General features: G+C 69.3%; 21 protein-coding genes. 9 read left to right on the forward strand and 12 right to left on the reverse strand.

The features are described 5' to 3' along the window. Nucleotides 1–68 precede the first annotated feature (68 nt). Nucleotides 69–1,091: a LacI family DNA-binding transcriptional regulator gene (locus OG205_RS03385; RefSeq protein WP_330274753.1), complete on the forward strand. Its 1,023-nt coding sequence runs from the start codon at nt 69–71 to the stop codon at nt 1,089–1,091. Here OG205_RS03385 and OG205_RS03390 read toward each other — a convergent pair. Together OG205_RS03390 and OG205_RS03395 are read right to left on the reverse strand one after the other, a co-directional pair. Next, nucleotides 1,084–1,494, reverse strand: a complete 411-nt coding sequence (locus OG205_RS03390; RefSeq protein WP_330274754.1) for a hypothetical protein — start codon at nt 1,492–1,494, stop codon at nt 1,084–1,086. The genes OG205_RS03385 and OG205_RS03390 overlap by 8 nt on opposite strands. A gap of 64 nt (nt 1,495–1,558) precedes the next feature. Further along, nucleotides 1,559–2,362, reverse strand: a complete 804-nt coding sequence (locus OG205_RS03395) for a S1 family peptidase (RefSeq protein WP_330274755.1) — start codon at nt 2,360–2,362, stop codon at nt 1,559–1,561. Between the two features lie 164 nt (nt 2,363–2,526). Between OG205_RS03395 and OG205_RS03400 the strand changes: the two genes are divergently transcribed. After that, on the forward strand, nt 2,527–3,702 hold the full coding sequence (locus OG205_RS03400; RefSeq protein ID WP_330274756.1) for a serine/threonine-protein kinase: 1,176 nt from the start codon (nt 2,527–2,529) through the stop codon (nt 3,700–3,702). Nucleotides 3,703–3,707: 5 nt separating this feature from the next. Here the strand turns inward: OG205_RS03400 and OG205_RS03405 are convergent, their stop codons facing one another. The 5 genes from OG205_RS03405 to OG205_RS03425 form a co-directional block, all read right to left on the reverse strand. Next, complete coding sequence (locus tag OG205_RS03405; protein ID WP_330274757.1) at nt 3,708–5,297, reverse strand: CocE/NonD family hydrolase; 1,590 nt, start codon at nt 5,295–5,297, stop codon at nt 3,708–3,710. Then, nucleotides 5,294–5,869 carry a TetR/AcrR family transcriptional regulator gene (locus OG205_RS03410; RefSeq protein WP_330274758.1) on the reverse strand — a complete coding sequence of 192 codons (576 nt, stop codon included), beginning with the start codon at nt 5,867–5,869 and terminating at the stop codon, nt 5,294–5,296. Before OG205_RS03410 ends, OG205_RS03405 begins: the two co-directional genes overlap by 4 nt. Before the next feature lie 40 nt (nt 5,870–5,909). Further along, a complete protein-coding gene (locus tag OG205_RS03415) occupies nt 5,910–6,905 on the reverse strand; it encodes a TerC family protein (RefSeq protein WP_330274759.1) in 996 nt (331 codons plus the stop codon). Nucleotides 6,906–6,992: 87 nt separating this feature from the next. Beyond that, on the reverse strand, nt 6,993–9,293 hold the full coding sequence (locus OG205_RS03420) for a beta-glucosidase family protein (RefSeq protein WP_330274760.1): 2,301 nt from the start codon (nt 9,291–9,293) through the stop codon (nt 6,993–6,995). Between the two features lie 7 nt (nt 9,294–9,300). Then, complete coding sequence (locus tag OG205_RS03425) at nt 9,301–10,314, reverse strand: LacI family DNA-binding transcriptional regulator (RefSeq protein ID WP_330274761.1); 1,014 nt, start codon at nt 10,312–10,314, stop codon at nt 9,301–9,303. Nucleotides 10,315–10,437: 123 nt separating this feature from the next. On the opposite strand from OG205_RS03425, the gene OG205_RS03430 reads away from it, so the two are divergent. Genes OG205_RS03430 through OG205_RS03450 form a run of 5 tightly spaced genes read left to right on the forward strand, consistent with a single transcriptional unit; the run spans nt 10,438 to nt 16,075 of the window. Next, nucleotides 10,438–11,718, forward strand: a complete 1,281-nt coding sequence (locus OG205_RS03430) for an extracellular solute-binding protein (protein ID WP_330274762.1) — start codon at nt 10,438–10,440, stop codon at nt 11,716–11,718. Next, nucleotides 11,718–12,689, forward strand: a complete 972-nt coding sequence (locus tag OG205_RS03435; RefSeq protein ID WP_330274763.1) for a carbohydrate ABC transporter permease — start codon at nt 11,718–11,720, stop codon at nt 12,687–12,689. Before OG205_RS03430 ends, OG205_RS03435 begins: the two co-directional genes overlap by 1 nt. A 1-nt stretch (nt 12,690) precedes the next feature. Continuing rightward, the gene (locus OG205_RS03440; RefSeq protein WP_330274764.1) at nt 12,691–13,506 is read left to right on the forward strand and encodes a carbohydrate ABC transporter permease; all 816 of its coding nucleotides are present in this window, start codon (nt 12,691–12,693) and stop codon (nt 13,504–13,506) included. Between the two features lie 18 nt (nt 13,507–13,524). After that, entirely contained in the window at nt 13,525–14,520 is a 996-nt protein-coding gene (locus OG205_RS03445) for an endo-1,4-beta-xylanase (protein WP_330274765.1), read from the forward strand. Nucleotides 14,521–14,533: 13 nt separating this feature from the next. Further along, entirely contained in the window at nt 14,534–16,075 is a 1,542-nt protein-coding gene (locus OG205_RS03450) for a glycoside hydrolase family 43 protein (protein ID WP_330274766.1), read from the forward strand. Between the two features lie 4 nt (nt 16,076–16,079). On the opposite strand, the gene OG205_RS03455 is transcribed toward OG205_RS03450, so the two are convergent. Both OG205_RS03455 and OG205_RS03460 read right to left on the reverse strand, forming a co-directional pair. Next, nucleotides 16,080–16,559 (reverse strand): roadblock/LC7 domain-containing protein, encoded by a 480-nt coding sequence (locus OG205_RS03455; protein WP_330274767.1) that lies wholly within the window; start codon nt 16,557–16,559, stop codon nt 16,080–16,082. Between the two features lie 5 nt (nt 16,560–16,564). Next, nucleotides 16,565–16,939, reverse strand: coding sequence for a hypothetical protein (locus OG205_RS03460; protein ID WP_330274768.1), 375 nt, complete (start codon nt 16,937–16,939; stop codon nt 16,565–16,567). A 264-nt stretch (nt 16,940–17,203) separates the two neighbouring features. Between OG205_RS03460 and OG205_RS03465 the strand changes: the two genes are divergently transcribed. Beyond that, nucleotides 17,204–18,514 carry a DUF1996 domain-containing protein gene (locus OG205_RS03465; protein ID WP_330278088.1) on the forward strand — a complete coding sequence of 437 codons (1,311 nt, stop codon included), beginning with the start codon at nt 17,204–17,206 and terminating at the stop codon, nt 18,512–18,514. A 668-nt stretch (nt 18,515–19,182) separates the two neighbouring features. Here OG205_RS03465 and OG205_RS03470 read toward each other — a convergent pair. Then, on the reverse strand, nt 19,183–19,920 hold the full coding sequence (locus OG205_RS03470; protein WP_330274769.1) for a FadR/GntR family transcriptional regulator: 738 nt from the start codon (nt 19,918–19,920) through the stop codon (nt 19,183–19,185). A gap of 225 nt (nt 19,921–20,145) precedes the next feature. Here OG205_RS03470 and OG205_RS03475 point away from each other — a divergent pair, with 225 nt between their 5' ends. Then, nucleotides 20,146–21,588, forward strand: coding sequence for an RICIN domain-containing protein (locus tag OG205_RS03475; RefSeq protein WP_330274770.1), 1,443 nt, complete (start codon nt 20,146–20,148; stop codon nt 21,586–21,588). 11 nt (nt 21,589–21,599) lie between these two features. Here the strand turns inward: OG205_RS03475 and OG205_RS03480 are convergent, their stop codons facing one another. Both OG205_RS03480 and OG205_RS03485 read right to left on the reverse strand, forming a co-directional pair. After that, on the reverse strand, nt 21,600–22,508 hold the full coding sequence (locus tag OG205_RS03480; protein ID WP_330274771.1) for a cellulose binding domain-containing protein: 909 nt from the start codon (nt 22,506–22,508) through the stop codon (nt 21,600–21,602). A 207-nt stretch (nt 22,509–22,715) separates the two neighbouring features. Further along, entirely contained in the window at nt 22,716–23,717 is a 1,002-nt protein-coding gene (locus tag OG205_RS03485) for a LacI family DNA-binding transcriptional regulator (RefSeq protein ID WP_330274772.1), read from the reverse strand. Between the last annotated feature and the right edge of the window lie 109 nt (nt 23,718–23,826).

Consider the following 23,826-nt stretch of genomic DNA (forward strand, 5'->3'; position numbering starts at 1 on the left):
GTGTTACGGCACCATGTCAAGAGTTGCGAGGTACGATTCGTTGTCACGTTTCAACAAAGGAGCCGCCGGTGAAGCCGTCAGTGGGCATCCGCGACGTCGCGCAGCACGCCGGCGTGTCCAACGCGACCGTCTCGAACGTGCTGAACCGCCCCGACGTCGTCGCCCCGGCCACGCGCCAGCGGGTCCTGGCCGCCATCGAGCAACTCGGCTTCGTGCGCAACGAGTCCGCGCGGCAGCTCCGCGCGGGCCGCAGCAGGGTGATCGCCTATGTCGTGCTCGACGCGGCGAACCCGTTCTTCACGGACGTGGCACGCGGGGTCGAGGACGCGGCGCGAGAGGCTGGCCTCGCCCTGTTCCTGTGCAACAGCGCGTCGGACGACGGCCGTGAACGCGAGTACCTGGAGTTGCTGCACGAACAACGCGTCGAGGGCATCCTGATCACCCCGGTCGACGCGGAGAGCGCGCAGATCGCCGAACGCGGCACGCCCGTCGTGCTGGTCGACCGCGAGGCGGCGGACGGCTCGCGCTGCTCGGTGGCCGTGGACGACGTGCTCGGTGGCGAACTGGCGGTCACCCACCTGATCGAGAGCGGCCACACCCGCATCGCGATGGTCGGCGGCCCGCTGTCCATCCAGCAGGTACGTGACCGGCGTGAGGGCGCCATGCGAGCGCTGACAAACGCCGGGCTGCCCGCGGACGCGCTCACGTTCCTCGAAACCAGGAGCCTGCAGGTGGCGGAAGGCCGGGAGGCGGGGGAGCGGCTGGTGGGCCTGCCTGCCTCGCGCCGTCCCACGGCGGCGTTCTGCGCCAACGACCTGCTCGCGCTCGGCCTGCTGCAGTCGATGACGCAGCAGGGGCTGCGCGTGCCGGACGACCTGGCCGTCGTCGGCTACGACGACATCGAGTTCGCCGCGGCCGCCGCCGTGCCGTTGACGTCCGTGCGCCAGCCGCGTGAGCAGCTGGGCCGCACCGCCGCCCAGCTGCTGCTGACGGAGAACGAGCCGGACCACGAGCACCGGCACGTGAAGTTCCAGCCGGAGCTCGTGGTCCGCGCCTCCACCGCGGTCAAACGGCGGGCGGCGACTACCTGACGAGCATCATTTCCCTGTCGCTTTCCACAATGCTCGAACTGTCCGGCGGAAGGTAGACGTTCAGCGACGCGGAAGTGAATGCGACGCCCTGCCGGAATGCTTTCGTGCGCGATACCACGGTGACGTCGACCTTGTGGAAGGCGCCGGTGCACGGAACGCTCGACGTGTACTTGTCGCCGATCGCGAGGTCACCCCGCACGTTCTGGGTGACCTGCACCCACAACGACCCGGTGGCACCGTTCTGGCACATCACGCGGGTCGGCACGACGACGGCGACGCCCCGCGCCTCCAGCCTGGCCTGCGGCTGAAGTGACACGGCCGCGTCGACCTGTGCCGCCGACGCCGGCACTGCGGTGGCCAGTGTCGCGGCCGCGATCAACACGAACGCCGAAATTGCACGCACGATTTCTCCTCGTTCTCGTGGAAGGGCGGAATGCGGCCGCACGCCGACATTAGCCACGAGGTGTTCAGCGGTGCGAGGGGCCATTGATCGTCGCGCGAATCCACTCCGCGTGCGCCGGCACGTTCGTGTAGAGGCCCGGCCCGTTCGCACAGAGGCTGTCCGTGTCACCGGGACCGGAGGTCGTGCCGATCAGCTCCCACCGGCCGTGCTTCCCGCGCTGGATCTGCGGGCCGCCCGAATCGCCGACGCACGCCATGGCGCCCGGCTTGCGGCTGATCGTGCACAACCGCGTCGCGTCCGCGTAGCCCGGCGCGCACTCGGACACCGCGCCACGCCGGGTGTCCAGTTGCTGGAGTCGTTCGGGGAACACCGCCTCGGTGATGTCGACCGTGTCCACTGTGGTGCCGAAACCGAGCAGCCTGGTCGGCGTTCCCGCCCGGCCGGGCCGGGCGGCGACGCGGATCGGCTGCTCGCGCACCGGGCGGTCGAGCCGGATCAACGCGATGTCGTGCTGGTTGGGCTGTCCGAGCCGATAACCCGGATGCCGCACCACGCGGTCGATGGCGCGCACGGTGCCGCCGGACGTCCTGCGGTCGCTGCCGATGCGGATGGTCCCGTCCGGCACCGCTCCGGTTCCTTCCGGGTCGACGCAGTGCGCGGCCGTCACGACCCAGCGGGGGTGGATCAACGACGCTCCGCACACTCCTTTCGCGCCACCCGCGGCGGGCACGGTCTCCGGGATCGACGCCATGAACTCGTAGCGCTCGGTGGAGTCGCTCCCGTTCACGACGGCACCGGCGGTTCCGGTCATCGCCATGGCGCACAAGGCCCCTGTCAGCAGGACGAGGGCCGGTTTCAGGCTGGGCATGATCTTCTTTCGGTCGCGTGACGTCTGTCCTGCTCAGGATGGTCAGGCGGCGCGGAATGATCGATGAAGCCAGCCGGTGTTCTCAGGTGGAGCCTGCTCCACGGTTGGATCACCCGGCGGGTGGGCACCCACGGGTGGTCCCGCCCGAACGGAAAGGCCTTCCCATGCCGCCGGACAGTGTTCTTCTCGCCGACCGGTACCGGCTGGGCGAGGTGCTCGGCACGGGCGGGGTCGCGCAGGTGCGCCGGGCCAGGGACGTCCTGCTGGCGCGTGATGTCGCCATCAAGCTCTTCAAACCCGGCGAGGACCTCGCGGACGCACACCGGATCGACAACGAGATCCGCGCGCTCGCGGGGCTGTCGCATCCGGGCCTGGTCACGGTCTTCGACGCGGATCCGGGTGGCGAGGAACCGTACGTGGTGCTGGAACTCATCGAGGGCAGGACGTTGCGCGACCGCGTCAACGACGGCCCGATGTCCGTCGACGACGTGCGCCGGGTGGGTGCGGCACTGGCCGACGCGCTGGCGCACGTGCACACGCGCGGCCTGGTCCACCGCGACGTCAAGCCCTCCAACATCCTTCTCGACGCCGACGGCATGCCTCGCCTGGCCGACTTCGGCCTGGTGCGCTTCACGGACGGCGCCAGCCTCACCAAGACCGGTCTCGTCGTCGGCACGGCCGCCTACCTCGCGCCGGAACAGGTGCGCGGCGAGGAGATCACCGAGGCCGCCGACGTCTACGCGCTCGGGCTGGTGCTGCTGGAATGCCTGACCGGCCACCGCGAGTACGAAGGCGCGGAGGTCGAGGCCGCCGTCGCCCGGCTGCACCGGCCGCCGGTCGTGCCGGACGACCTGCCGTTCGACCTCGTGCGGTTGCTGTCCAGGATGACGTCTCTGACCGCGGCCCGCCGTCCCTCCGCTCGCGAGTGCGCCGAGGCTCTGCGCACGCCCGCGTCGGACCCGCCGACTCTTGTGGTGGCACCACCCCGGCCACCGCGGTCACGCGGACTGCTCGCGGCCGCCTCGATCGTGGTGCTGATCTCGGTGATCGGCACGGGGATCAGCGCCTGGAACAGCGTCACGTCAACGGGGTCGGAGCCGCCGGAGACCACCGCGCCTGCCTCGACCCCGGTGGACTCGACTCCGGCGGACTCGACCTCGGCGGTGTCGACCCAGCCCCGCACGGCGGAGTTCGTGCCCACCCCCGTGGCGGTGCGGCCGACCGCTCCGATCGTCGCGCCGCCGGTCCACGCCGTGGACAAGCCCAAGCCGGCCGACCAGGACAAGAGCGGCAAGGGCAAGTCCGGCAGGGGGAAGGGCAAGCCCGGCGAGGGCGCCTGACCCGTTCAGCGCACGGGAAGAATGATCGCGGACGGCCGTGCCGGTCCACAGTGGACCGTCTGGTCCGCCGCGATCATCGTCGTGGCCGTCGCGCGCGGTTCGCCGGTACCGGGATTGCGGGCGTAACGGGGGAACGCGCCGCTGGAGACCTGCACCCGGATTCGGTGCCCGCGCCGGAAGCGGTACGCCGTCGGCCACAGCTTGACCGTCGCGCACTGCGGTTCGTCCGCCGATGTCAGGCTCACCAGGCCGTCGCACACGTTCCACGAACGCCCTGCCGGATCGACGTCGCAAAGCCGGACGAACACGTCGGCGTGCGCGAGCGACGAGGAGAACCAGATCTCCGCGCTGACCTCACCGATCACCTCGGTGTCCTGGTCGAGGACGGGCGTGGTGTAGGTGAGCACGTCCGGCCGGGCTTCCAGCGAGGTGTTGTCGACGCGACCGCCGTCCCGCGCCAGGCGCACACCTCCGGACGCCGGAGTGGGATCGGTCGGGTCGTAGTGGAACGTGTCCACTGAGGACTCATCAGGCGCCGCTGTACCGAGGGCACCGTCTGAACCCAGGTGAAAGCGCGTGGGCGAGTAGCCGGAGGGCGGCCAGGAGTCGAACGAGCGCCACGCGTCCTCACCCATCACGTACAGCCGGACCGCGGCGCGCTCAGGTGGTTCTTCACCGCGTGCGTGCGCGAGACCGAATTCCAAGGCCTCGTTGATCGGTGGAGCCATGACGTCGGTGTGGGTCCACGGTCCGACGGTCAGCCGCGCGGAACGGCCGTTGTCCTGCAAGACCTGGAAGTCGCGCAGCTGACCGGGCAGGAAGATGTCGTGCCAGCCGCCGATGGAGCTCACGGGCACGGTCACGCCGGCGACCCGGTGGCTGTGGTCGAACCCCTGCCAGCGCGGAGAGTCGGCGTCGTGCGTGAGGATGTCCTGGATGTAGGCGGAGCGCGAGCCGAACGCCGCGATGTCCCCGTCCCGCAACGGCAGCGTCCGCAGCGCTCGTGCGGTCTTCTTGTCCTGGAACGTCTTGCGCAGCAGCGCCAGCGGACGTTGCTGGGTGCCGACCAGCACACCCCACTCGAACGGCGTCTCCAGCGACATGCCGTCCGGGCGCAGGAACTCCAGCGTCAGAGCCGATTCCGTCACCACCGGGATCATCGCCTTGACCTGGGGCGGCACCTGGTCGGCGACCGCCCACTGCACGTGACCGAGGTAGCTCAGCCCGTAGAGCACGATCGCGTCGCTCCACGGCTGCTCCACCAGCCAGTCGAGCGTCGCGAGGCCGTCCGCGCGTTCCTGGCGCATCGGGTCGAACGTGCCGCCGGAGCCGAACCCGCCGCGCACGCTCTGGATCACCACCTGGTAGCCGCGCTCGGCCAGCGGCCTCGCCATGACCGCGCCGAACAGGCGCCGGCCGTACGGGGAGCGGATCAGCGCCGTCGGCAGCCCGTCGCCGCCGGAGCGCGGCATCCACCGGTCCGCGAGCAGGTCCACGCCGTCGGGCATCGGGACGCGCAGATCCCGCTGCACCACGACGTCACGGGTCAGCGGCGGCGAGAGCTTCATTCCACGTTGAAGAAGACGGCTGATCATCGGGGCTCCAGGAGTAGTGAGATCACGCTCATCAGCCGGTCGGTGAACGTCTCGGGATCGGGCGCGCCCGCGACCACCCAGGACGTGACGAACGATCCTGCGCCGCCCGTGACGAACGCGGCGAGGTCCTCGGCGGCCTGCTCGGAGAGCCGGTCGCGGTACAGGTGTTCGACGGCCTGGCGGTTGATCGGCAGGAGCAGGCTGATGAGCCCGCGGTCCAGGGCGAACGCGCACGAACCGGTGAGCAGGGCGCGGTAGAACACGCGGTGGTCGGCGAAGTGCCGGGCCATGGCGAGGGTCTCGGCCCGAGGGTCCGCCTGGTTGAAGCCGGTGAGGCGGGGCAGCAGCTCGCGCCGGGCGAGGTCGAGCCCCGCCTCCAGCAGCAGCGAGTCGAGGTCGCCGAAGTGCTGGTAGACGACCCGCCTGCTGACGTCGGCGGCCTCGGCGATCTCGGACACGGTGATCGCCGCCGTGCCCCGCTCGGTGACCAGGTCGATCACGGCTCGCAACACGGCCGCGCGGGTGCGGCGCACCCGGCGGTCGCGTGCGGGCTCGACCTCGCGCAGATCCATGCGCCAGATCGTGTAACAGCTGTTACTAAGTAGTCAAGTGTTACTTATCTTCGTCGCGGTGGCCGCGCAGCGAACCGGGATGGGCCTTGGCTGCCGGGTCGTTGCGCGTCTTGATCAGGCTGGCGACGGTGACGATCACCAGGATCGCGATGATCACGCCGAGGCTGAGCGGCGTCGGCACCTCGGGCACGCTCGCGGAGATGTCCACGTGCGCCCAGTGCAGGATCAGCTTGACGCCGATGAACGCGAGGATGATCGCGAGCCCGGCCGACAGGTACACCAGCCGGTCGAGCAGGCCCTTGACGAGGAAGAACAACGCCCGCAGGCCGAGCAGCGCGAACGCGTTGGCGGTGAACACGATGTAGGGCTGCTCGGTCACGCCGAAGACCGCGGGGATCGAGTCGAGCGCGAAGAGCAGGTCGACGCCACCGATCGCGACCAGCACGACGAACAGGGGAGTGGCGAGCCGCTTGCCATCGATGCGGGTGAAGATCTTGCCGCCGACGTAGTCGTCCGTGACGGGCAGGAGCCTGCGCGCGGTCTTCACGACGATGTTGTTCTCGACGTCGGGATCCTCGTCGCGGTGCCGGAACAGCTGCACGGCCGTGAAGATCAGCAGCAGGCCGAACAGCAGGAACATGAACGAGAACAACGACAGCAGCGTCGCGCCGACCGCGATGAAGATGCCGCGCATGATCAGCGCGAGCACGATGCCGAACGTCAGCACCTTGTGCTGGTGCTCCTCCGGCACGAGGAACGTGGTCATGATGATCACGAAGACGAAGAGGTTGTCGACCGACAGGCTCTTCTCGACGATGTAGCCGGCGAAGTACTCCGCGCCGAACCCGCCGCCGTGCGCGCTCGCGAACCACACGCCGAAGCCGATGGCGACGGCGATGTAGAACACCGACCACAGACTGGCCTCGCGGAAGCCGATCCGGTGCGGCCGCCACGCCGCGATCACGAGGTCGGCCGCCAGCAGCAGGACGATCACCCCGATCGTCATCGCCCACGTCAGTCCGCTGATCTCCAGCACAGGAACACCCCTCGGCCGCCCGATCCGTCCGCAGTGGACGTTACCGGGCGGCCAGGGGTGAGACCGCCAGCGGCGCGGCCAGGAACGCTATGAACTCGCGGTGAACTCCGGCGTCGCGGTGCGGTCGAACCCGACGCGCCGGGCAGGCCCGGTCATCGTGAGCTTCAGCGCCGTGTGGATGTTCGCGCTGGACGTGCCGACGTGCAGTTCGACGTCACCGGTGTCGACCTGGCGGTGGCCCGCGCGGCCGGTGTAGGAGGTGAGGTCAGCGTGCAGCCGTGCGGTGACCGTGCGGGTCTGGCCGGGAGCGAGATCGACCTTCAGCGCGCCGATCAGCTGCCGGACGGGCCGCGCGACCTCCGCGACCGGGTCGTGCAGGTAGACCTGGACGACCTCGGTGGTCGGGACGTCCATGTCGTTGCGCACGACCACGTGCACGGTGCAGATGCCGTCGGTCGGCCACTCGCGTTCTTCGCAGCCCGCCGTCACCCAGGTGGCGGGGGCGTAGGAGAGGCCGTGGCCGAACGGGAACAGCGGTGTCGGGTCCACGTTGCTGATCTCGGTGAGCTTCCCGAGCGGGGCGCTGAGGTAGGTCGAGGGCTGGCTCGAGCCGACGCCGGGGAAGCTGATCGGAAGCCTGCCGGACGGGTTGACGCGTCCACTGAGGACACCCGCGAGCGCGGGCCCGCCCTCCTGACCGGGGTAGAAGCCGCAGACGACGGCGGCGAGCCGGTCGGCCTGCCGTGACAGGTCGTAGGGCCGGCCGGACAGCAGCACGAGCACCACCGGCATGCCGGTGCCGAGCACCGCCTCCAGCAGTTCCTCCTGCCGTCCAGGCAGCCTCAGGTCCGTGACGTCACAGCCCTCGCCGGACGTGCCGTTGCCGAACAGCCCCGCCTTGTCACCCAGCACGACGACGCAGACGTCCGCCTGCCGCGCGGCCTCGACGGCCTCGGCGATCTCGTCGTCGGTTCCGCCGAGCACGGGACATCCGAGCGCGAACACCACCTCGTGATCCGCGCGCAACGCCTCCACCACGGTGGTGACCTCGATGCCCATCTCCACGTCCGGGTGGTGCACGCCGACGTGCAGGGGGAACGAGTAGCAGCCCATCATCGCGCCGGGCTCGTCGGCCCGCGGTCCCACGACGGCCAGGCGCTTGCCCGCCAACGGCAGCACGCCGTCGTTCTGCAGCAACACGATCGAGCGTTCGGCCATCTCGCGGGCGAGCGCGCGGGACTCCGGGTCGTCCAGGTCGAGATCCGCGCCAGGCGCGGGGGAGTAGCCGGGGTCGAGCAGGCCCAGCTCCACCTTCTGCGTCAGCACGCGGGTCAGCGCCCTGTCGACGAGTGCCACGTCCACCCGTTCGAAGTAGAGGCCCTCCAGCAGGGGTTCGCCGAAACAGTCCACAGTGGGCAGTTCGACGTCGATGCCCGCGGTGAGCGCCTGCGCGGCAGCGTCCTCACGACCGGCGGCGACCCCGTGCAGCTTGTGCAGGAACGCGACCGAGAAGTAGTCGGACACCACGGTCCCGGTGAAGCCGTACTCGCCGCGAAGCAGGTCCGTGAACAGCCCGGCGTCCGCGGCGGCGGGAACGCCGTCGTTGTCGGCGTAGGAGTTCATGACCGACCTGACGCCGGTCCGCAGCGCCATCTCGAACGGGGGCAGGATCACGTCCGCGAACTCGCGCGGCCCGATCGACACCGGCGCGTGGTTGCGTCCCGCACGCGAGGCCGAGTAGCCGGCGAAGTGCTTGAGCGTGGCCACGATCCCGGCCGACTCCAGGCCCGCCACGTAGGCGGAACCGATGGTGCCCACCAGGTGCGGGTCCTCGCCGATGGTCTCCTCGATCCGGCCCCAGCGCAGGTCGCGCGCGACGTCCAGGACAGGGGCCAGACCCTGGTGGATTCCGAGGCGACGCATCGAGTCGCCGACCCGGGCGGCCATGCGCCGCACCAGGTCCGGTTCGAAGGTCGCGCCCCAGCACAGCGGTGACGGGTACACGGTCGCCTGCCACGCGGCCAGTCCGGTCAGGCACTCCTCGTGCGCCACCGCGGGAATCCCGAAGCGGCTCGCCTCGATGATCTGCCGCTGGGTGCGGGCGAGCGTGTGCGCGCCGACGTCCGGCGCGATCGGCCGGGTGCCGAAGACGCGGGTGAGCTGGCCGATGCCGTGGCGGGTCAGTTCGGCGAAGTCCTGCGGCGCCACGGCGAACTCGTGCTGGTGCGGGGCCATCTCGCCAGCGGCGTCGATGCCGGCCCAGATCCCTTGCAACTGCGCGATCTTCTCCTGTGGCGTCATCCGTGCGACGAGGTCGCTCACACGGTCGGCCACGGGGGCGTGCGGATTCCGCCAGAGTTCGTCCGGCGTGGTGGCTTCTGTCGTCACGACAACCTCAGGGGGTCAGTGGGCGGGTCGACTGCCGGACGACCAGTTCGGTGCCCAGGGTGATGTGGGTGTCGCCGGGCTCGGTGCCGTTGATGAGCCGCACCAGCAACTCGACGGCGCGATGGCCCATCTCGCGGATCGGCTGCTGCACCGTCGTGATCGGCGGCGTGCACAGCGCGGACTCGGGGATGTTGTCGAAGCCGACCACCGACAGGTCCTCCGGCACCCGCAGGCCCATCTCGCGGGCGGCGTCGATGGCCGCGATGGCGGTGATGTCGTTGGCGGCGAAGATGGCGGTCGGCCGCTGGGGCCGGCTCAGCAGGGAACGCGTGGACGCGGCGGCCACGTCCGCGTCGTAGTCGCCGCGGCAGACCAGGCTCTCGTCCACCTCGACGCCCGCGCTGGCGAGCGCTCCCCGGTAGCCGGTTTCGCGCTGCTGCGCGGACTTCAGGTCCGCGCGGCCGGTGAGCAGGCCGATCCTGCGGTGGCCGAGTGCGAGCAGGTGCTCGGTCGCGAGCCGTCCGCCGTGCAGGTTGTCGGAGTCGACGGTGGGCAGTGCCGCGCGCCCGGTGTGCGGGTCGACGGCGACGACGGGGGTGCCGGGCAGGCCTTCGAGGTCGACGGCCGGCGTGACCAGCACGGCGCCGTCGACGAGGGTGCCGCTCAGCCTGGTGAGGTAGCGCTGTTCCCAGCCCTCCGGGTCGCCGGTGCGGCCGCCCGCCGAGTACACCACCAGCTCGAAACCGGTGCCGCGGATGGAATCCGCCGCTCCCTTGAGCAGTTCGGTGCTGAACGGCTCGATGTCGGCGACCAGGATCCCGATGACGTTCGTGCGGTGGTTGCGCAGGCTCTGCGCGACCAGGCTCGCCTCGTACCCCAGGTCCTTGATCACGGCGGTGACCCGCGCGAACGTCTCCGCGGAGACGCCGTACCGCTGGTTGAGCACCTTGGACACGGTGGCTACCGAGACGCCGGCCTGAGCGGCGACGTCCTTGATCGTGACGCGAGAGCGTGGAGGCACGGGGGTCAGGCTAGCCGTGTAAAACGTTATCGACAACGATTGACACGGAGCCGATTTGGCGGGAGTCTCTGGCCCCAACACACGCAGTCCAACTCGGCCGACGTCGTCAGGAGTGGACCAGAAATGCGTTCCAGAAAGCCCCTTGCCCTCTTCGCCGCCGCGGCACTCGCGCTGGCAGGGTGCAGCGGCGGTGGCGCCCCCGACGCCTCCACCGATGGTCCCGTCACGCTCACCTGGTGGCACAACCGGACCACTGAACCGATGAAGTCGAAGTGGCAGCAGATCGCCGACGACTTCCACAAGACCCACCCGAACACGTCGTTCACGATCGAACCGATCCAGAACGAGCAGTTCCAGACCAAGGTGCCCCTCGCGCTGCAGGGCAACACCCCACCGGACCTCTTCCAGCAGTGGGGCGGCGGAGCACTCGCCGACCAGCTGAAGTCCGGCAAGATCGCCGACATCACGCAGGCGTCGTCCGGCTGGATCGGCCCGCTGGCCAAGAACGCCGACGGCTGGAAGGTCGGCGGCAAGCAGTACGGCGCTCCGTACCTGATGCACGCCGTCGGGTTCTGGTACCGCAAGGACGTCTTCACCAGTGCGGGAATCACCACGCCACCGACCACTATGGACGAACTGAACGCCGTGGTGGCCAAGCTGAAGACGGCGGGCGTGACGCCCATCGCGATCGGCGGCAAGGACCGCTGGCCCGACGCGTTCTACTGGGCCTACTTCGCGGTGCGCCAGTGCTCGGTCGACACGCTGAAGAAGGCGGTCGAGAAGACCGACATCACCGACCCGTGCTTCCTCAAGGCGGGCGAGAACCTCAAGAGCTTCCTGGACACGAAACCGTTCCAGGACGGGTTCGTCGGGACGCCCGCTCAGCAGGGGGCGGGCAGCTCGGCGGGCCTGGTGGCCAACGGCAAGGCGGCCATGGAGCTGCAGGGCGACTGGAACCCGGACGTGATGCAGGCGCTCACCGAGGACAAGGAGCTCGGCTCGAAGATCGGCTGGTTCCCGTTCCCGAGCGTGCCGGGCGGGCAGGGCGATCCGAGCGTGCTGATCGGCGGTGGTGACGGGTTCTCCTGCACCACCCGCGCGGCCAAGGCGTGCGCGGAGTTCCTCGGGCACCTCGTCGGTGACGAGGCGCAGAAGATCCTCGCCGAGACCAACTCCGGTCTGCCGGTGACCCCTGCCGGGGTGGCCGCGCTGAAGAGCGAGCCGCACAAGCAGATCGCCGAGGCCATGACCAAGGCGTCGCACCTCCAGTTCTACTTCGACACCGCGTTCCCGACCAAGGTCGGCCAGGCCCTGAACGACTCCATCGCGAACTTCTTCGCGGGTCAGGGCGGGCCCGACACCATGGTGAAGACCGTCAGCGAAGCGGCTGCCGGGAACAAATGATGAGTGCCGCGATCACCACGCGGCCGCCGACCGCCCCCGTGCCGCACGCGCCAGCGGCCGGGGGCACCCGGCGGCGGTCCAGACTCCGCACCCGTCTCGAGCTCGCCCTGCTGCTGACCCCGGCACTGGTGCTGTTCTTCGGGTTCGTCCTGATCCCGATCGGCGTCGCCGGGTACTACAGCCTCTACTCGTGGAACGGCTTCGGCCCGCTCACGGACTTCGTCGGGCTGGACAACTACGTCGAAGCCTTCTCCGGTGACGTCTTCCAGGGCGCCATCGGGCACAACCTGAGAATCGCCGTGCTGTCCGTCGTCGTGCAGCTGCCGCTGAGCATCGGACTCGCGTTGCTGCTCAACCGGAAGCTGCGCGGCCGGACGTTCCTGCGGATGGTGGTCTTCGCGCCGTACGTGCTGTCCGAGGCCGTGACCGCGGTGATCTGGCTGCTCATGCTGCAGCCGGGCGGGTTCGTCGACGAGATCCTGCGCGGTGTGGGTCTGGGCGGTCTCGTCCAGCTGTGGCTCGCCGACCAGTCGCTCGTGCTCTACACACTCTTCCTGGTGATCACGTGGAAGTACATCGGGTTCGGCGTGATCCTGCTGCTGGCCGGCCTGCAGGGCGTTCCGCCCGAGCTGCGGGAGGCCGCCGCGCTGGACGGCGCGAGCGCCTGGCAGACCACCCGGCACGTCGTGCTCCCGTTGCTGGGGCCGACGATCAGGATCTGGGTGTTCCTGTCGGTGATCGGGTCGCTGCAGCTCTTCGACCTGGTCTGGATCATGACCCTGGGTGGGCCCGCCAACGCGTCCACCACCATGGCGACCTACCTGGTCGACCACGGCTTCAAGCGGTACGAGTTCGGGTTCGGCAGCGCGGTCGCGGTGATCCTCTTCATCATCTGCTTCCTGTTCGCGTTGCTGTACCAGCGATTCGCCCTGCGCCGTGACACCGCCGGCGCGATGACGGGAGCCCGCTGACATGTCACGTCGCAACACTGCGGGCTATCTCGCCGCGTTCGCCGTCATCGGCATGACCGTGGTGCCTCTGCTGTTCGTGGTGCTGGGAGGGTTCCGCACCACGGCGCAGATCAACTCGTCGCCGGCCGGGTTGCCCGGTCCGTTCGTCTGGGACAACTACATCGACGTGGCGACCTCCCTGCAGTTCTGGCGCCTGCTCGGCAACAGCGCGCTGATCGCGGTGATCGCGACGACCCTGGCGGTGGTGCTCGGGTCGATGGCGGCGTTCGCGTTGTCCCGCTACGCCTTCAGGGGCCGCGAGGCGTTCTACACGTTGTTCACGCTCGGGTTGCTGTTCCCCCTCGGCGTGGCGACGTTGCCGCTGTACCTGTGGCTGCGCGAGCTGAACCTGCTGGAGAACCCGCTCGGCGTCGCGATCCCGGAGGCGGCGTTCTCGCTGCCGGTGACGATCGTGATCCTGCGGCCGTTCATGCACGCGATCCCCGGCGAGCTCGAGGACGCCGCGTTGCTCGACGGCGCGGCCAAGCTCGGCTTCTTCTGGCGGATCCTGCTGCCCCTGTCACGTCCGGCGCTGATCACGGTGTCGGTGCTCGCGTTCGTCACCAGCTGGAACTTCTACCTGCTGCCGTTGCTGGTGTTCAACGACTCCACCAACTTCACGCTGCCGCTCGGCGTGGCGATGTTCCAGTCCGAGCACACCCAGGACACCGCGAAAGTCCTCGCCTTCACCGCGTTGTCCATGATTCCCGCGCTCACGTTCTTCGTGCTCGCCGAACGCCGCATGGTCGGGGGACTCACCGGTTCAGTGAAGGGCTGACTCACAAGGGAGTGATTCATGCGAACCCGATTAGCGGCCGGCATCGCCGTACTGGTGGTGCTGTCGCAGACGGTTCCTGCTTCAGCAGCAGGTCCGTTGAAGAGCGTCACGAACAGGTACGTGGGCAGTGCGGTGGCCGTCCAGCACCTGAACGCCGAAGCGGACTACAAGAAGGTTCTGACGCGGGAGTTCGACAGCGTCACGCCCGAGAACGAGATGAAGTGGGGCGTCGTCGAAGCCGTGCGCGGCCAGTACGACTGGTCCGGAGCGGACGCGATCGTCGCCTACGCCAAGAAGACCGGCAAGTCCGTGCGCGGGCACACGCTGGTCTGGCACAGCCAGCTGCCCGACTGGGTGGGCGGGCTGGAAGCGGCGGAGCTGCGCGGTGTGGTCAAGGACCACATCAGGACCGAGGCAGGCCGGTACCGCGGCAAGATCCGCGCGTGGGACGTCGTCAACGAGGCGTTCAACGAGGACGGCACGCGCAGGCCGACGGTGTTCCAGGAGAAGCTCGGTGACCGCTACATCGCCGACGCGTTCCGCTGGGCCCACGCGGCGGACCCGAAGGCCAAGCTCTACATCAACGACTACAACATCGAGGGACTCAACCCCAAGAGCGACGCGACCTACGAACTGGTGAAGTCGTTGAAGCGGCAGGGTGTGCCGATCCACGGCGTCGGCATCCAGGGACACCTCTCGCTGATGTACGGCTTCCCGTCGGGCATGAAGGAGAACATCGCCCGCTTCGCCGCGCTCGGACTGGACGTCGCGATCACCGAGGCCGACGTGCGGATCCCGTTGCCCGTCACGCCCGAGAAGCTGGACGCGCAGGCGAGCTACTTCGGCCAGGTCTGGGACGCCTGCCACGCGGTGCGGCGGTGCGTCGAGTTCACCACCTGGGGCTTCACCGACCGGCACTCGTGGGTGCCCGACGTGTTCCCCGGCGAGGGCGCTGCCTGCCTGTTCGACGAGAACCTGAGGCCGAAGCCCGCCTACGCCCGGCTCAACCCCTAACGGGAGTGTCCACTTGACACAGTTCGAGAACCCGATCCTGCCCGGCTCGCACCCCGATCCGTCGGTGTGCCGGGCGGGATCGGACTACTACCTCGTCACCTCGACGTTCGAGTACTTCCCCGGCCTGCCGATCTACCACAGCAGGGACCTGGTGCACTGGCGGCTGCTCGGGCACGTGCTGGACAGGCCGTCCCAGCTGCCGTTGCAGGGCGTCCGGGCCTCCGGCGGCCTGTACGCGCCGACGATCCGGCACCACGAAGGCGTGTTCTACGTGGTGTGCACGCTGGTCGACGGCACGGCGAAGAGCGGCAACTTCGTCGTCACCGCCACCGATCCGGCCGGGGAGTGGTCGGAACCGCGGTGGCTGCCGGAGGCGGACGGGTTCGACCCGTCGCTCTTCTTCGACGACACCGGCCGCGCGTGGTGGACGGCGACCCGCGAGGTGCCCGGTGGGCGGTCTGGCCAGACCGAGGTCTGGTTGCGCGAGTTCGACCCGGTGGCGTTCGAGCTCATCGGCGAGGAACACGTGATGTGGAGCGGCTCGCTGCGCGACTCCGTGTGGCTCGAAGCACCTCATCTGTACAAAGTGGACGGCAAGTACGTGCTGCTGTGCGCGGAGGGCGGCACCGACTTCGAGCACTCGGTGGTCGTGGCGACGGCGGACGACGTCACCGGGCCGTATCGGGGTTCACCGCTCAACCCGGTGCTGACCCACCGCCACCTCGGCCGGGACCACCCGATCGCGGCCGTCGGGCACGCGGACCTGGTGTGCACGCAGGACGACCAGTGGTTCGCGGTGCTGCTCGCGACCCGGCCGTACGGTGGCTACTACTACAACCTCGGCCGCGAGACGTTCCTCGTGCCGGTGTCCTGGGAGGCGGGCGGCCCGGTGTTCAGCCCGGGCATCGGTCGTGTCGAGGCCCGGTACGACGTTCCCGCGCTGCCCGCGCACCCGTGGCCCGAGATCGGGCCGACCGACGACTTCGACGCACCGGTGCTCGATCCCGCCTGGATGTTCCTGCGCACGCCGGACGAGGCGTTCTGGTCACTGACCGACCGGCCGGGCCACCTCCGGCTGCGCGTGCGCCCGGAGTCGATCACCGACCTGGTCACGCCGAGTCTCGTCGTGCGTCGCCAGCAGCACCGGGACTTCCACGCGTCCTGTGCGCTGGAGTTCACGCCGGCACACCCGGACGACGCCGCGGGACTGGTGCTGCTGCAGAACAACGACCACCACGTCCGGCTCCTGCTCGGCGCCGACCGCGAGGTGGCCCTCGTACGCCGCGTGAGCGGACGCGACGAACTGCTGGCCACGACGCGACTGCCCGGCGGTGTGGTGCGGCTGGGCTTCGAGGCGACCGGGCAGGAGTACCGGGCACTGGTCGCCGGTGCGGCGCAGGAGTGGCGGCCGCTCGGCGAGCCCTTCGACGGACGGGTGCTCAGCACGCAGGCGGCAGGCGGGTTCACGGGAGTCCACATCGGACTGCTCGCGACCGGGGTCGGCGGGGACTGGGCCGACTTCGACAGCTTCACCTACCGGAGCCTGGACGGCTGACCGATCATCGGCGAGCCGCGACCGCCTGTTGCAGCAGGGTCAACGCCTGTTTGGCCACGACGTTGAACATGCCCATCGTGGTGTCGCGCTCGCCGAGCACCACCAGCAACGTGTCGGCGTCGATCCCGAACACGCCGACCTGCCCGGACTCGCCCTCGAAGAACACCGCCCGCGGGCTGCCGACCCTGGCCTGCGAGGTGAACTGGGTCGCGAGACCCGCCGCCGCCGAGGCCATCGCCGCGACGCCGTCGTCCTCGATCCCGCGCGTGACTCCGCACAGCACCAGGCCGTCCCGTGTCGCGACCAGCACGCCGTTGATCGCCACGGAGTCGATGCGACCGTGGACCTCCTCCAGCGCCTCGGTCATCAGCTTCGCGACGGCACTCGCCGGTACCTGTCGCTCCGGTGCGGGAGGTGCCTCCGACAACGGCCCGCGCCGGCGCAGAGGCAGTGCGCCGGGCGTCTGCGCCGGTTGGGTGGACATCTCGTTCACACCGTGAGGTCGGCTTCGATGGACTTGAGGCTGTGCCTGGCCATCGCGAGGTTGGCGCGCTCCCGGTCCAGCACGAGGTAGAGGAACAGCTTCGAGTCGCTCCGCTTGCCCGTCGTGAGCAGGCGGATCAGGTGGTACTGGCGGTGCAGCGTGATGAGGATGTCCTCGATCTCGTCGTTCAGCTTGAGCGCCGAGATCACCCGCTGCTTGGACCGCACGACCTCGGTGTTGCCGGCCGCGGCCACCTCCAGGTTCAGCCAGTCGCCGCCGCCTATCGAGCCCAGCGACATGCCGCTGTCGTAGTCGACGAGCGCGGCTCCCACGGCGCCGGTGATCGTCATTGCTTCCTTGAGCGCTGTGTCGATGTTCATGTGACTGCTTCTCCTCGTACCCGACCGGTCACGCGCGGCGACGATCTGCTGGAACTTCACCGAAATTCGCTGGCAGACCCCGTGATCGAATCACCCTACGTCGCCACGGCGGGGCACGGGACAGGCCCGTTCGGAGCAACGTGCGAAGTGCACAGTCCGTTCAGGACCGAACGGAATCGACTCCGCGAAGGCCTAGTTCGACGACCGTTCGACTCGAACGGAGTCGAAATGATCCATTACCGCCACCAGCACGTACCCCGTGACATGAGCCTCTACAAAGGACGTTCTCTCGCGGTGAAGCTCACCGCGGGTCTGCTCGGCCTGACCGCCCTGGGCGCGCTCGCGGTCGCCGCCTCGACCGGTGGCGAGGTGTCCGCCCTGGCCGACGGCGCCGACAAGTCACAGTTCGTCGACATCACGAAGGTGAAGCCGAACGTCCAGAGACCCAGACCGGGGAAGGGGGCGACGACCGGCACGTTCACCGTGGACTGCGGCCGCAACGAGAACGGGCACTTCAACCCGGACAACTTCATCGCACAGCCTGGTGTCCGCAACGGCGCCCAGCACCTGCACGACTACGTCGGCAACCTGTCCACCGACGCCGACTCGACCGACGGCTCGCTGGAGCGGGCGGGCACCACCTGCCGCAACGGCGACAGGTCGGCCTACTTCTGGCCTGTGGTGCGGATCAACGACGACGACGAGGACGAGGCGAAGACGGTGAGCTGCCCCGACGTCGCGAGCAAGCTGCCGAAGGTCCCCGACCAGGCGAAGGCCGAGGTCGACCGGAACCTGGCGCTGCTCAAGACGCAGATCGACGAGGCGAACACGCGCCTGGCCAAGAACGAGAACCCCCGCGATGCCAACTTCAACCAGAACGCGATCGTCGGGCCGTTGAAGGACAAGCGGGTCGCCACCATCGACCGCATGGCCATCGCGATCGGCCGCAACGCCGAGCGCCCGCAGGGGCTCGAGAAGCTGGCACCGTGCAAGCTCGAGGGCGGCGACGGCGGCGGCGAGAACGAACTGCCCGGCAACGAGGGCGACATCCAGCGCCCGGAGACCGTGGACCTGACCTTCCAGGGTTCCCCCGCCGGCAAGGTCGTGGCGATGCCCAAGTTCCTGCGCGTCCTGTACGGCGACGCCAAGGTCACGGCCAACGGCACGAAGAACGCCCGCGACTCGTGGACCTGCACCGGCCTGGAGGACAAGGTGCTGATCAACAAGTACCCGGTCTGCCCGAAGGGCTCCAAGGTCAAGCGGATCCACGACTTCCCGAGCTGCTGGGACGGCAAGAACACCGACTCGAAGAACCACCGCGACCACATCGCCTTCCCCGACCCCGGTACCGGCAAGTGCAAGGACGGCTTCAAGGCCGTTCCCCAGCTGCGGATCTCCTTGACCTACAACATCCCCCTGGACGTCCAGAAGCAGGGACGGTACGCGGTCGACTCGTTCCCGGAGGAGAAGCACAACCCCTTCTCCGACCACGACGACTTCGCCAACGTCATGTCCCAGCAGATCATGAACAGGCTCGTCGACTGCGTGAACACCGGGAAGAAGTGCCGGGAGTGACGGGAAAGTCGGTGGCCGGCCGGCCACCGCCTCCGAAACTTCGGAGTCTCAGAGCCGCTGGAGCCCGAACCGCTGGTTGAGCCCGCTTCCCGTGGTCCACTGCGAGACGCGGGCGCCGTCGGCGGTCGAGGCCTCCCGGCACGGCGAACGCCGCGAGTCCTCCGCCGAGCAGCGTGCGCCGGCGGATCCTGCGCCGGTGCGCCGGCAGACTCTCGTCAGGGGTGGGGGACAAGGTGCTCTCCTGGCCGGCCAGGGTGGTGGCGAGCGATCTGACGCGCCGCCGCGGGGGTGCGCTGCCGAACATCGCGACACTCGTCCCCCTGAAGGGAAAGGGTTGTTCGAGCTCACGGCACGGCTCACGCCGCGCCGAGTCCCGGTGCCGGTGCGGCGATCCGGGGAAGTCCTCAGTGGACGGTCTCCCGCCGTGCGGGCACGGCTCGGTGACCGGGTGTTCCGGCGGGTGGCCGGTTCTCCGCGTGCGGCGGTGGGCCGGCAGCGCCGGGATCGATCCGTGAGTGACCGGCAGGGTCGCGCTCACGGCGTCAGGCGCCTGCGTTCGGCGGCGGACATGCGTCCCTCCCTCGATGCCTCACTGCACCGAATTCAGCACGACACATCACACTGACAATCGAGAAGGTTGTAGCACAAATCGAGAAGACGGGTCCAGGTCAGCCGAACACGCGGCGCTGGATCTCCCGCCGGTAGTCCTCGAGGGTCCGGTCCACGTGCACGGCGGCCGCGCCGGCCGCGGCCTCGGGGTCGCCCCGCCGGATGGCCTGGTAGAGGGCGGCGTGCTCCTCGACCGCCTCCGCGGTGTGGCTGCCCACCGTGCCGTGCATCCCGATGATGTTGGACTGGCGCTGCAGCCGGCGTGCCTCGCGCACCGCCGCGACGAGGAACTGGTTGTGCGAGGCCGCCGCGACGGCCAGGTGGAAGTCCTCGTCGCCCTGGTCGAACAGCGCGGCTTCACCGGTGAGGTGGCCCTGCCGGCACATCTCGGCGGCGGTCTCGATGGTGTGCAGCTCGGCGGGGGTGGCGCGGGTCGCGGCGTACCTCGCGGCCGCGGTCTCCTGCACCCGGCGGAACTCGAAGAGCATGTACACGTGGTCGAGGTCGGTGGGCAGGAAGAAGCCGCCCCAGCGGGACGCGCCGAGCATCCCCTCGTCGTCGGCCACGTAGAGCCCGCGACCCTTGTGCGCGCGCACCCTGCCGAGCGCCGAGAGGATCTTCACGGCCTCCCGCACGACGGTTCGGCTGGTTCCCATCCGGCCGGCCAGCTCGTTCTCGGTCGGCATGCGGTCGCCGGGACGCAGCTCCAGCTCGGCGATGAGCTCCAGGATCTTCTCTGCCACGACCTCGTAGCCGGGCCGGTAGGCGGGCGGTGCGAACGTGGCTTCTGCATCCACCGGCCGGCTCCTTCATGAGTACGACTTTTTCTCCGTCGAACGAGGATACATGTGGAATCGAACGTGCAGGGCAACCCGTCGAACACGAGATCGCGGCTGCCCAAAGTCATGATCGTGCACGCTGTCGACGACCAGGATAAGCATGCTCATTTTCTTGACGACGGCTCGTTCAGGCTGCCATGGTCCAGCGGGCACGGGGGGACACACGACGTAGTGGAGCAGCCGATGAGTCGTCGTTGGAAAGCGCTTACCGCCTTGCGGTTGTTGATGTCGCTCCTGCTCGCCACATCCCTGGCGATCGTCACGCAAACCACCGCGCAGGCGTCCACGAGCCAGTTCCGGGGCGTGAACTGGGCCGACCAGAGGGACAACTTCGTCAACGGCGTGCTCTACCCGTCCGGGCTCAGCGCGTCGGACACCTACTCCTCGGCGGCCGTGGTCGCGGACCGCGTGGTGGGGCAGCTGTACTCGCTCACCGGCGCCAACACCGTGCGGATCCCGATCAACGAGCCGACCGTCACGAGCTACTGGGGCACCTACACCGGTGCGATCGACACCGCGCTCGGCAAGGGCAACGTGATCTTCGCGTACTGGGCGCACACCGGTGGCAGGCCGCAGAACCAGGGCGCCTTCGAGAGGATGTGGGACACCGTCATCGCCAAGTACGGTTCCCACCCCAACGCGTACTTCGAGGTCATCAACGAGCCGCACGGCTACAGCACGTCCGACCTCAACAACATGTACAACTCCTGGTTGAACAGGTACTCGTCCGTCCCGCGCGGCAGGGTGGTCCTCGACGGTGCCGGGCTCGCCCAGAACGTTCCCGCGGTCGGCGGCGACAGCAGGCTGAACGGCACCCTGCTCGCCGTGCACGACTACTCGTTCTTCGCCGGGTTCGAGAGCGAAACCCAGTGGGCGGACCACATCGCGAGCTACATCGGCGCCTACGCGAGCCGCACCATCGCCACCGAGTGGGGTGGCGCGATGGGGCCGGGCACCAAGAACGGCGTCTACTTCGACGCGGTCGACTACAGCGTCCCGAGCGGGTCGTACATGGCCGACTACATCCGCGGGGTCAGCTCGAAGCTGCGCAGTCTCGGCATGGGTGGCGTGTACTGGCCCGGCCTGCGCGACGGCGACTGGTACAGCCTGACCACCAGGAGCGGCAGCGGTTCCGGCACGACGCTGTCGCTGACGAACCGCTCGGGCCTGCAACGGCTGCGCTACTCCTGGGGCCTGGGCGACGCGGGCACCGAGGTCGCCGGGATCCGCAACGTCGGGACCGGCTGGTACGTCGACGGTCTCGGCAGGACCACCGAGTCCCCGGCAGGACAGGGATCCGGCGGTGCGAGCCCCGGTCAGCGGTGGGTCGTCGAGAACTCCGGCGCCTACGTCCGGATCAAGAACGCGACCACCGGCCTGTACCTCGACGGCCTGGGCCGCACGGCCAACGGCTCCGACGCGGTCCAGCGCGCCGGCAACACCGCCACCAGTCAGCAGTGGACGGTGGTGACCGGCGCCAGCAGGGGCAACGACGTGCGCATCAGGAACCGCGCCACCGGCCTGTACCTGGACGGCATGGGACGTGCGTCGACCTCCGCGAACCTCGGCCAGTGGAGTGACAGCAACAGCGTCAACCAGCAGTGGCGGATCGTCGCGGCGGGCTGACCGCGCCCGCCTCAGGCGAGCGCACAGGCGTGTCCGTTGAGGGTGAAGGCGCGGGGCGTGGTGCTGGTACCGGACGCGATGAAGCCCAGCAGCAACGACTCGCCGGCGGGGATCGCGACGTTGTACGGCACGGCGGTGGCGGAGATGTCCCTGCCCGACTGCTTCGGCGTCGCGTTCCACATGTCGGACACCGTCTGCGTGCCGGCGAACGTCCACTGCAACGTCCAGCCGTTGATCTCCGCGGCACCGGTGTTGCGCACGGTGACGTCGGTGCGGAACCCGCCCTGCCAGGTGTGGGTGACGACGTAGGCGACCGAACACCCGGTCACCGGCTTCGGCGCCTGTGGTGCGGCGGGCGTGGACGCGGCCGGTGCGGTGGGCGCGGGGGCCGCGGTGGCGCTGGGAGCGACGCAGGGCGGGCCCCACTGCCCGAGCCGCTTCGAGGTCGCGGTCGCCTCCGCCTCCTTCATCGCGCGGTCGTCGGGGTTCTCGTTGCGCGCCATGCCCATCTCGACGGCGAGCAGCGCGTAGTCGGTGCCGTCCGCGAGGCGGAGCGACACCACGGGTTCGCCGTCCGGTGTCCGTTCGACGGGCTTCTCGAGCAGCATCGTCTTCGCGAACGTCGTGGACGCCTCGGTCCAGCACGCGTCCGGCACGGCCAGTCCCTTGACGCGCACCTCCTCGCCGTCGGAGAGCCGCACGGTCCGCACGTCCACGACGGTCTGGACGGTCGAGGAGTACGCGGTCTTGAGCGGAGGCTCGATGATCGAGGGGAAATCGGGCGGTGTCGAGGTGACGGCCGGTGGTGCCGGCTCCCCGCCGCAGCCGGCGACGCCGATCAGCAGTGCCACGGCGATCGCCGGCCACCTGCCAGATCTGGTCCCCGGAGCGGTCCGCGCGTCGCCTCGTGATCGTGTCATTGTTCCTCTGCCGGGATGCGGCGAACACCAGGAGGAGTTCGCCCGAACGGTCGATGTGATCCCGGGAGGCTACGACCTTTCGGTGGAACACGGAAGATCTTTCGCAGCAGTGAAAAGTGTTCTTCGACGCTTTCGAGTCGAATTTCTGTCGAACGTGCGGCTCATAGAAAAATGGTGAACAACGTTTCCGGCTTGATCGGCACGGGCTCAGCGGGCGGCGGTGCTGCCGCGATCGGTGAGCAGCGGCTGGAGGAGACGGACCTCCGGCGCGAGTTCACGGCCTAAGCGGGCCATCACCATCTCGACGGCGATCGCGCCCAGTTCCTGTGCGGGAACGGCGATCGAGGTGAGCGGGACGGGCAGGTTCTCCGCGACGTCGTCGGGGCACAGCGTGATCACCGACAGGTCGCGGGGGACGTCCAGCAACCGGCGCCGCAGTTCGAGCAGCAACGGGCCGAGGACCGCCTCGTTGTGCACCACCAGTCCGGTGGTGCCGCGGTCCGGGTGCAGCACGTCGTCCAGGCACTCGGACACCGCGTCGAAGCCGGCCGCGCACGAGTGCACCGAGGCGAGCAGGCCGCGTTTGGTGGTCTCGCCCTGGAACCCGGCCAGCAGCCGCGCGGCGTAGCTCGTGCCGCGCTGGTAGACCGAGGGAGGCGAGCCGATCAGCGCGATCGAGCGGTGGCCGCGCTCCGCCAGGTGGCTCGCCATCTGCCGGCCCGCGGTGGCGAAGTCGAGGTCGACGCAGCTCAGACCCTCGTGGTCGTCGGGCATGCCGAGCAGGACCACCGGCGCGTCGACGTCGCGCAGTTCCGGAACGCGGGGATCAGCGCTCTCGACGTCCATCACGACGATCGCGTCCGCCATGGACCGGGCGATGACGCGGTGGGCCTCGCCGGGACCCGCCTCCTTGGTCAGCAGCAGCACGTCGTAGTCGTGGTCACGGGCGCGCGCCACGATCGACGACACGAACCGCATGATGATCGGCATGTTCTGGTCGGAGTGCAGCGGCACGACCAGGCCGACCACGCGCGACCGGTTCGAGGCGAGCGCCCGCGCACCGGCGTTCGGGTGGTAGCCCAGGGTCACGATGCTCTGCTCGACGCGGCGCTTGGTCTCCTCGGAGATGCTGCGCTTGCCGCTGAGCACGTACGAGACCGTGCTCATCGAGACGCCGGCGTGGTGGGCGACCTCCTTGATCGTGATCATGCCCGCCCTTCGGGTCGCGCCGGTTCGTCGCGAGCATCGTAGTGCGTGGGACCGGTGTGGTCGAACAGCTGTCGAACGCCGGCGCGACAATGGTCGAACTCGTCGAACA

This window comes from Lentzea sp. NBC_00516 (assembly GCF_036346835.1).
In the GTDB taxonomy this organism is placed as follows: Bacteria; Actinomycetota; Actinomycetes; order Mycobacteriales; family Pseudonocardiaceae; genus Lentzea; species Lentzea sokolovensis.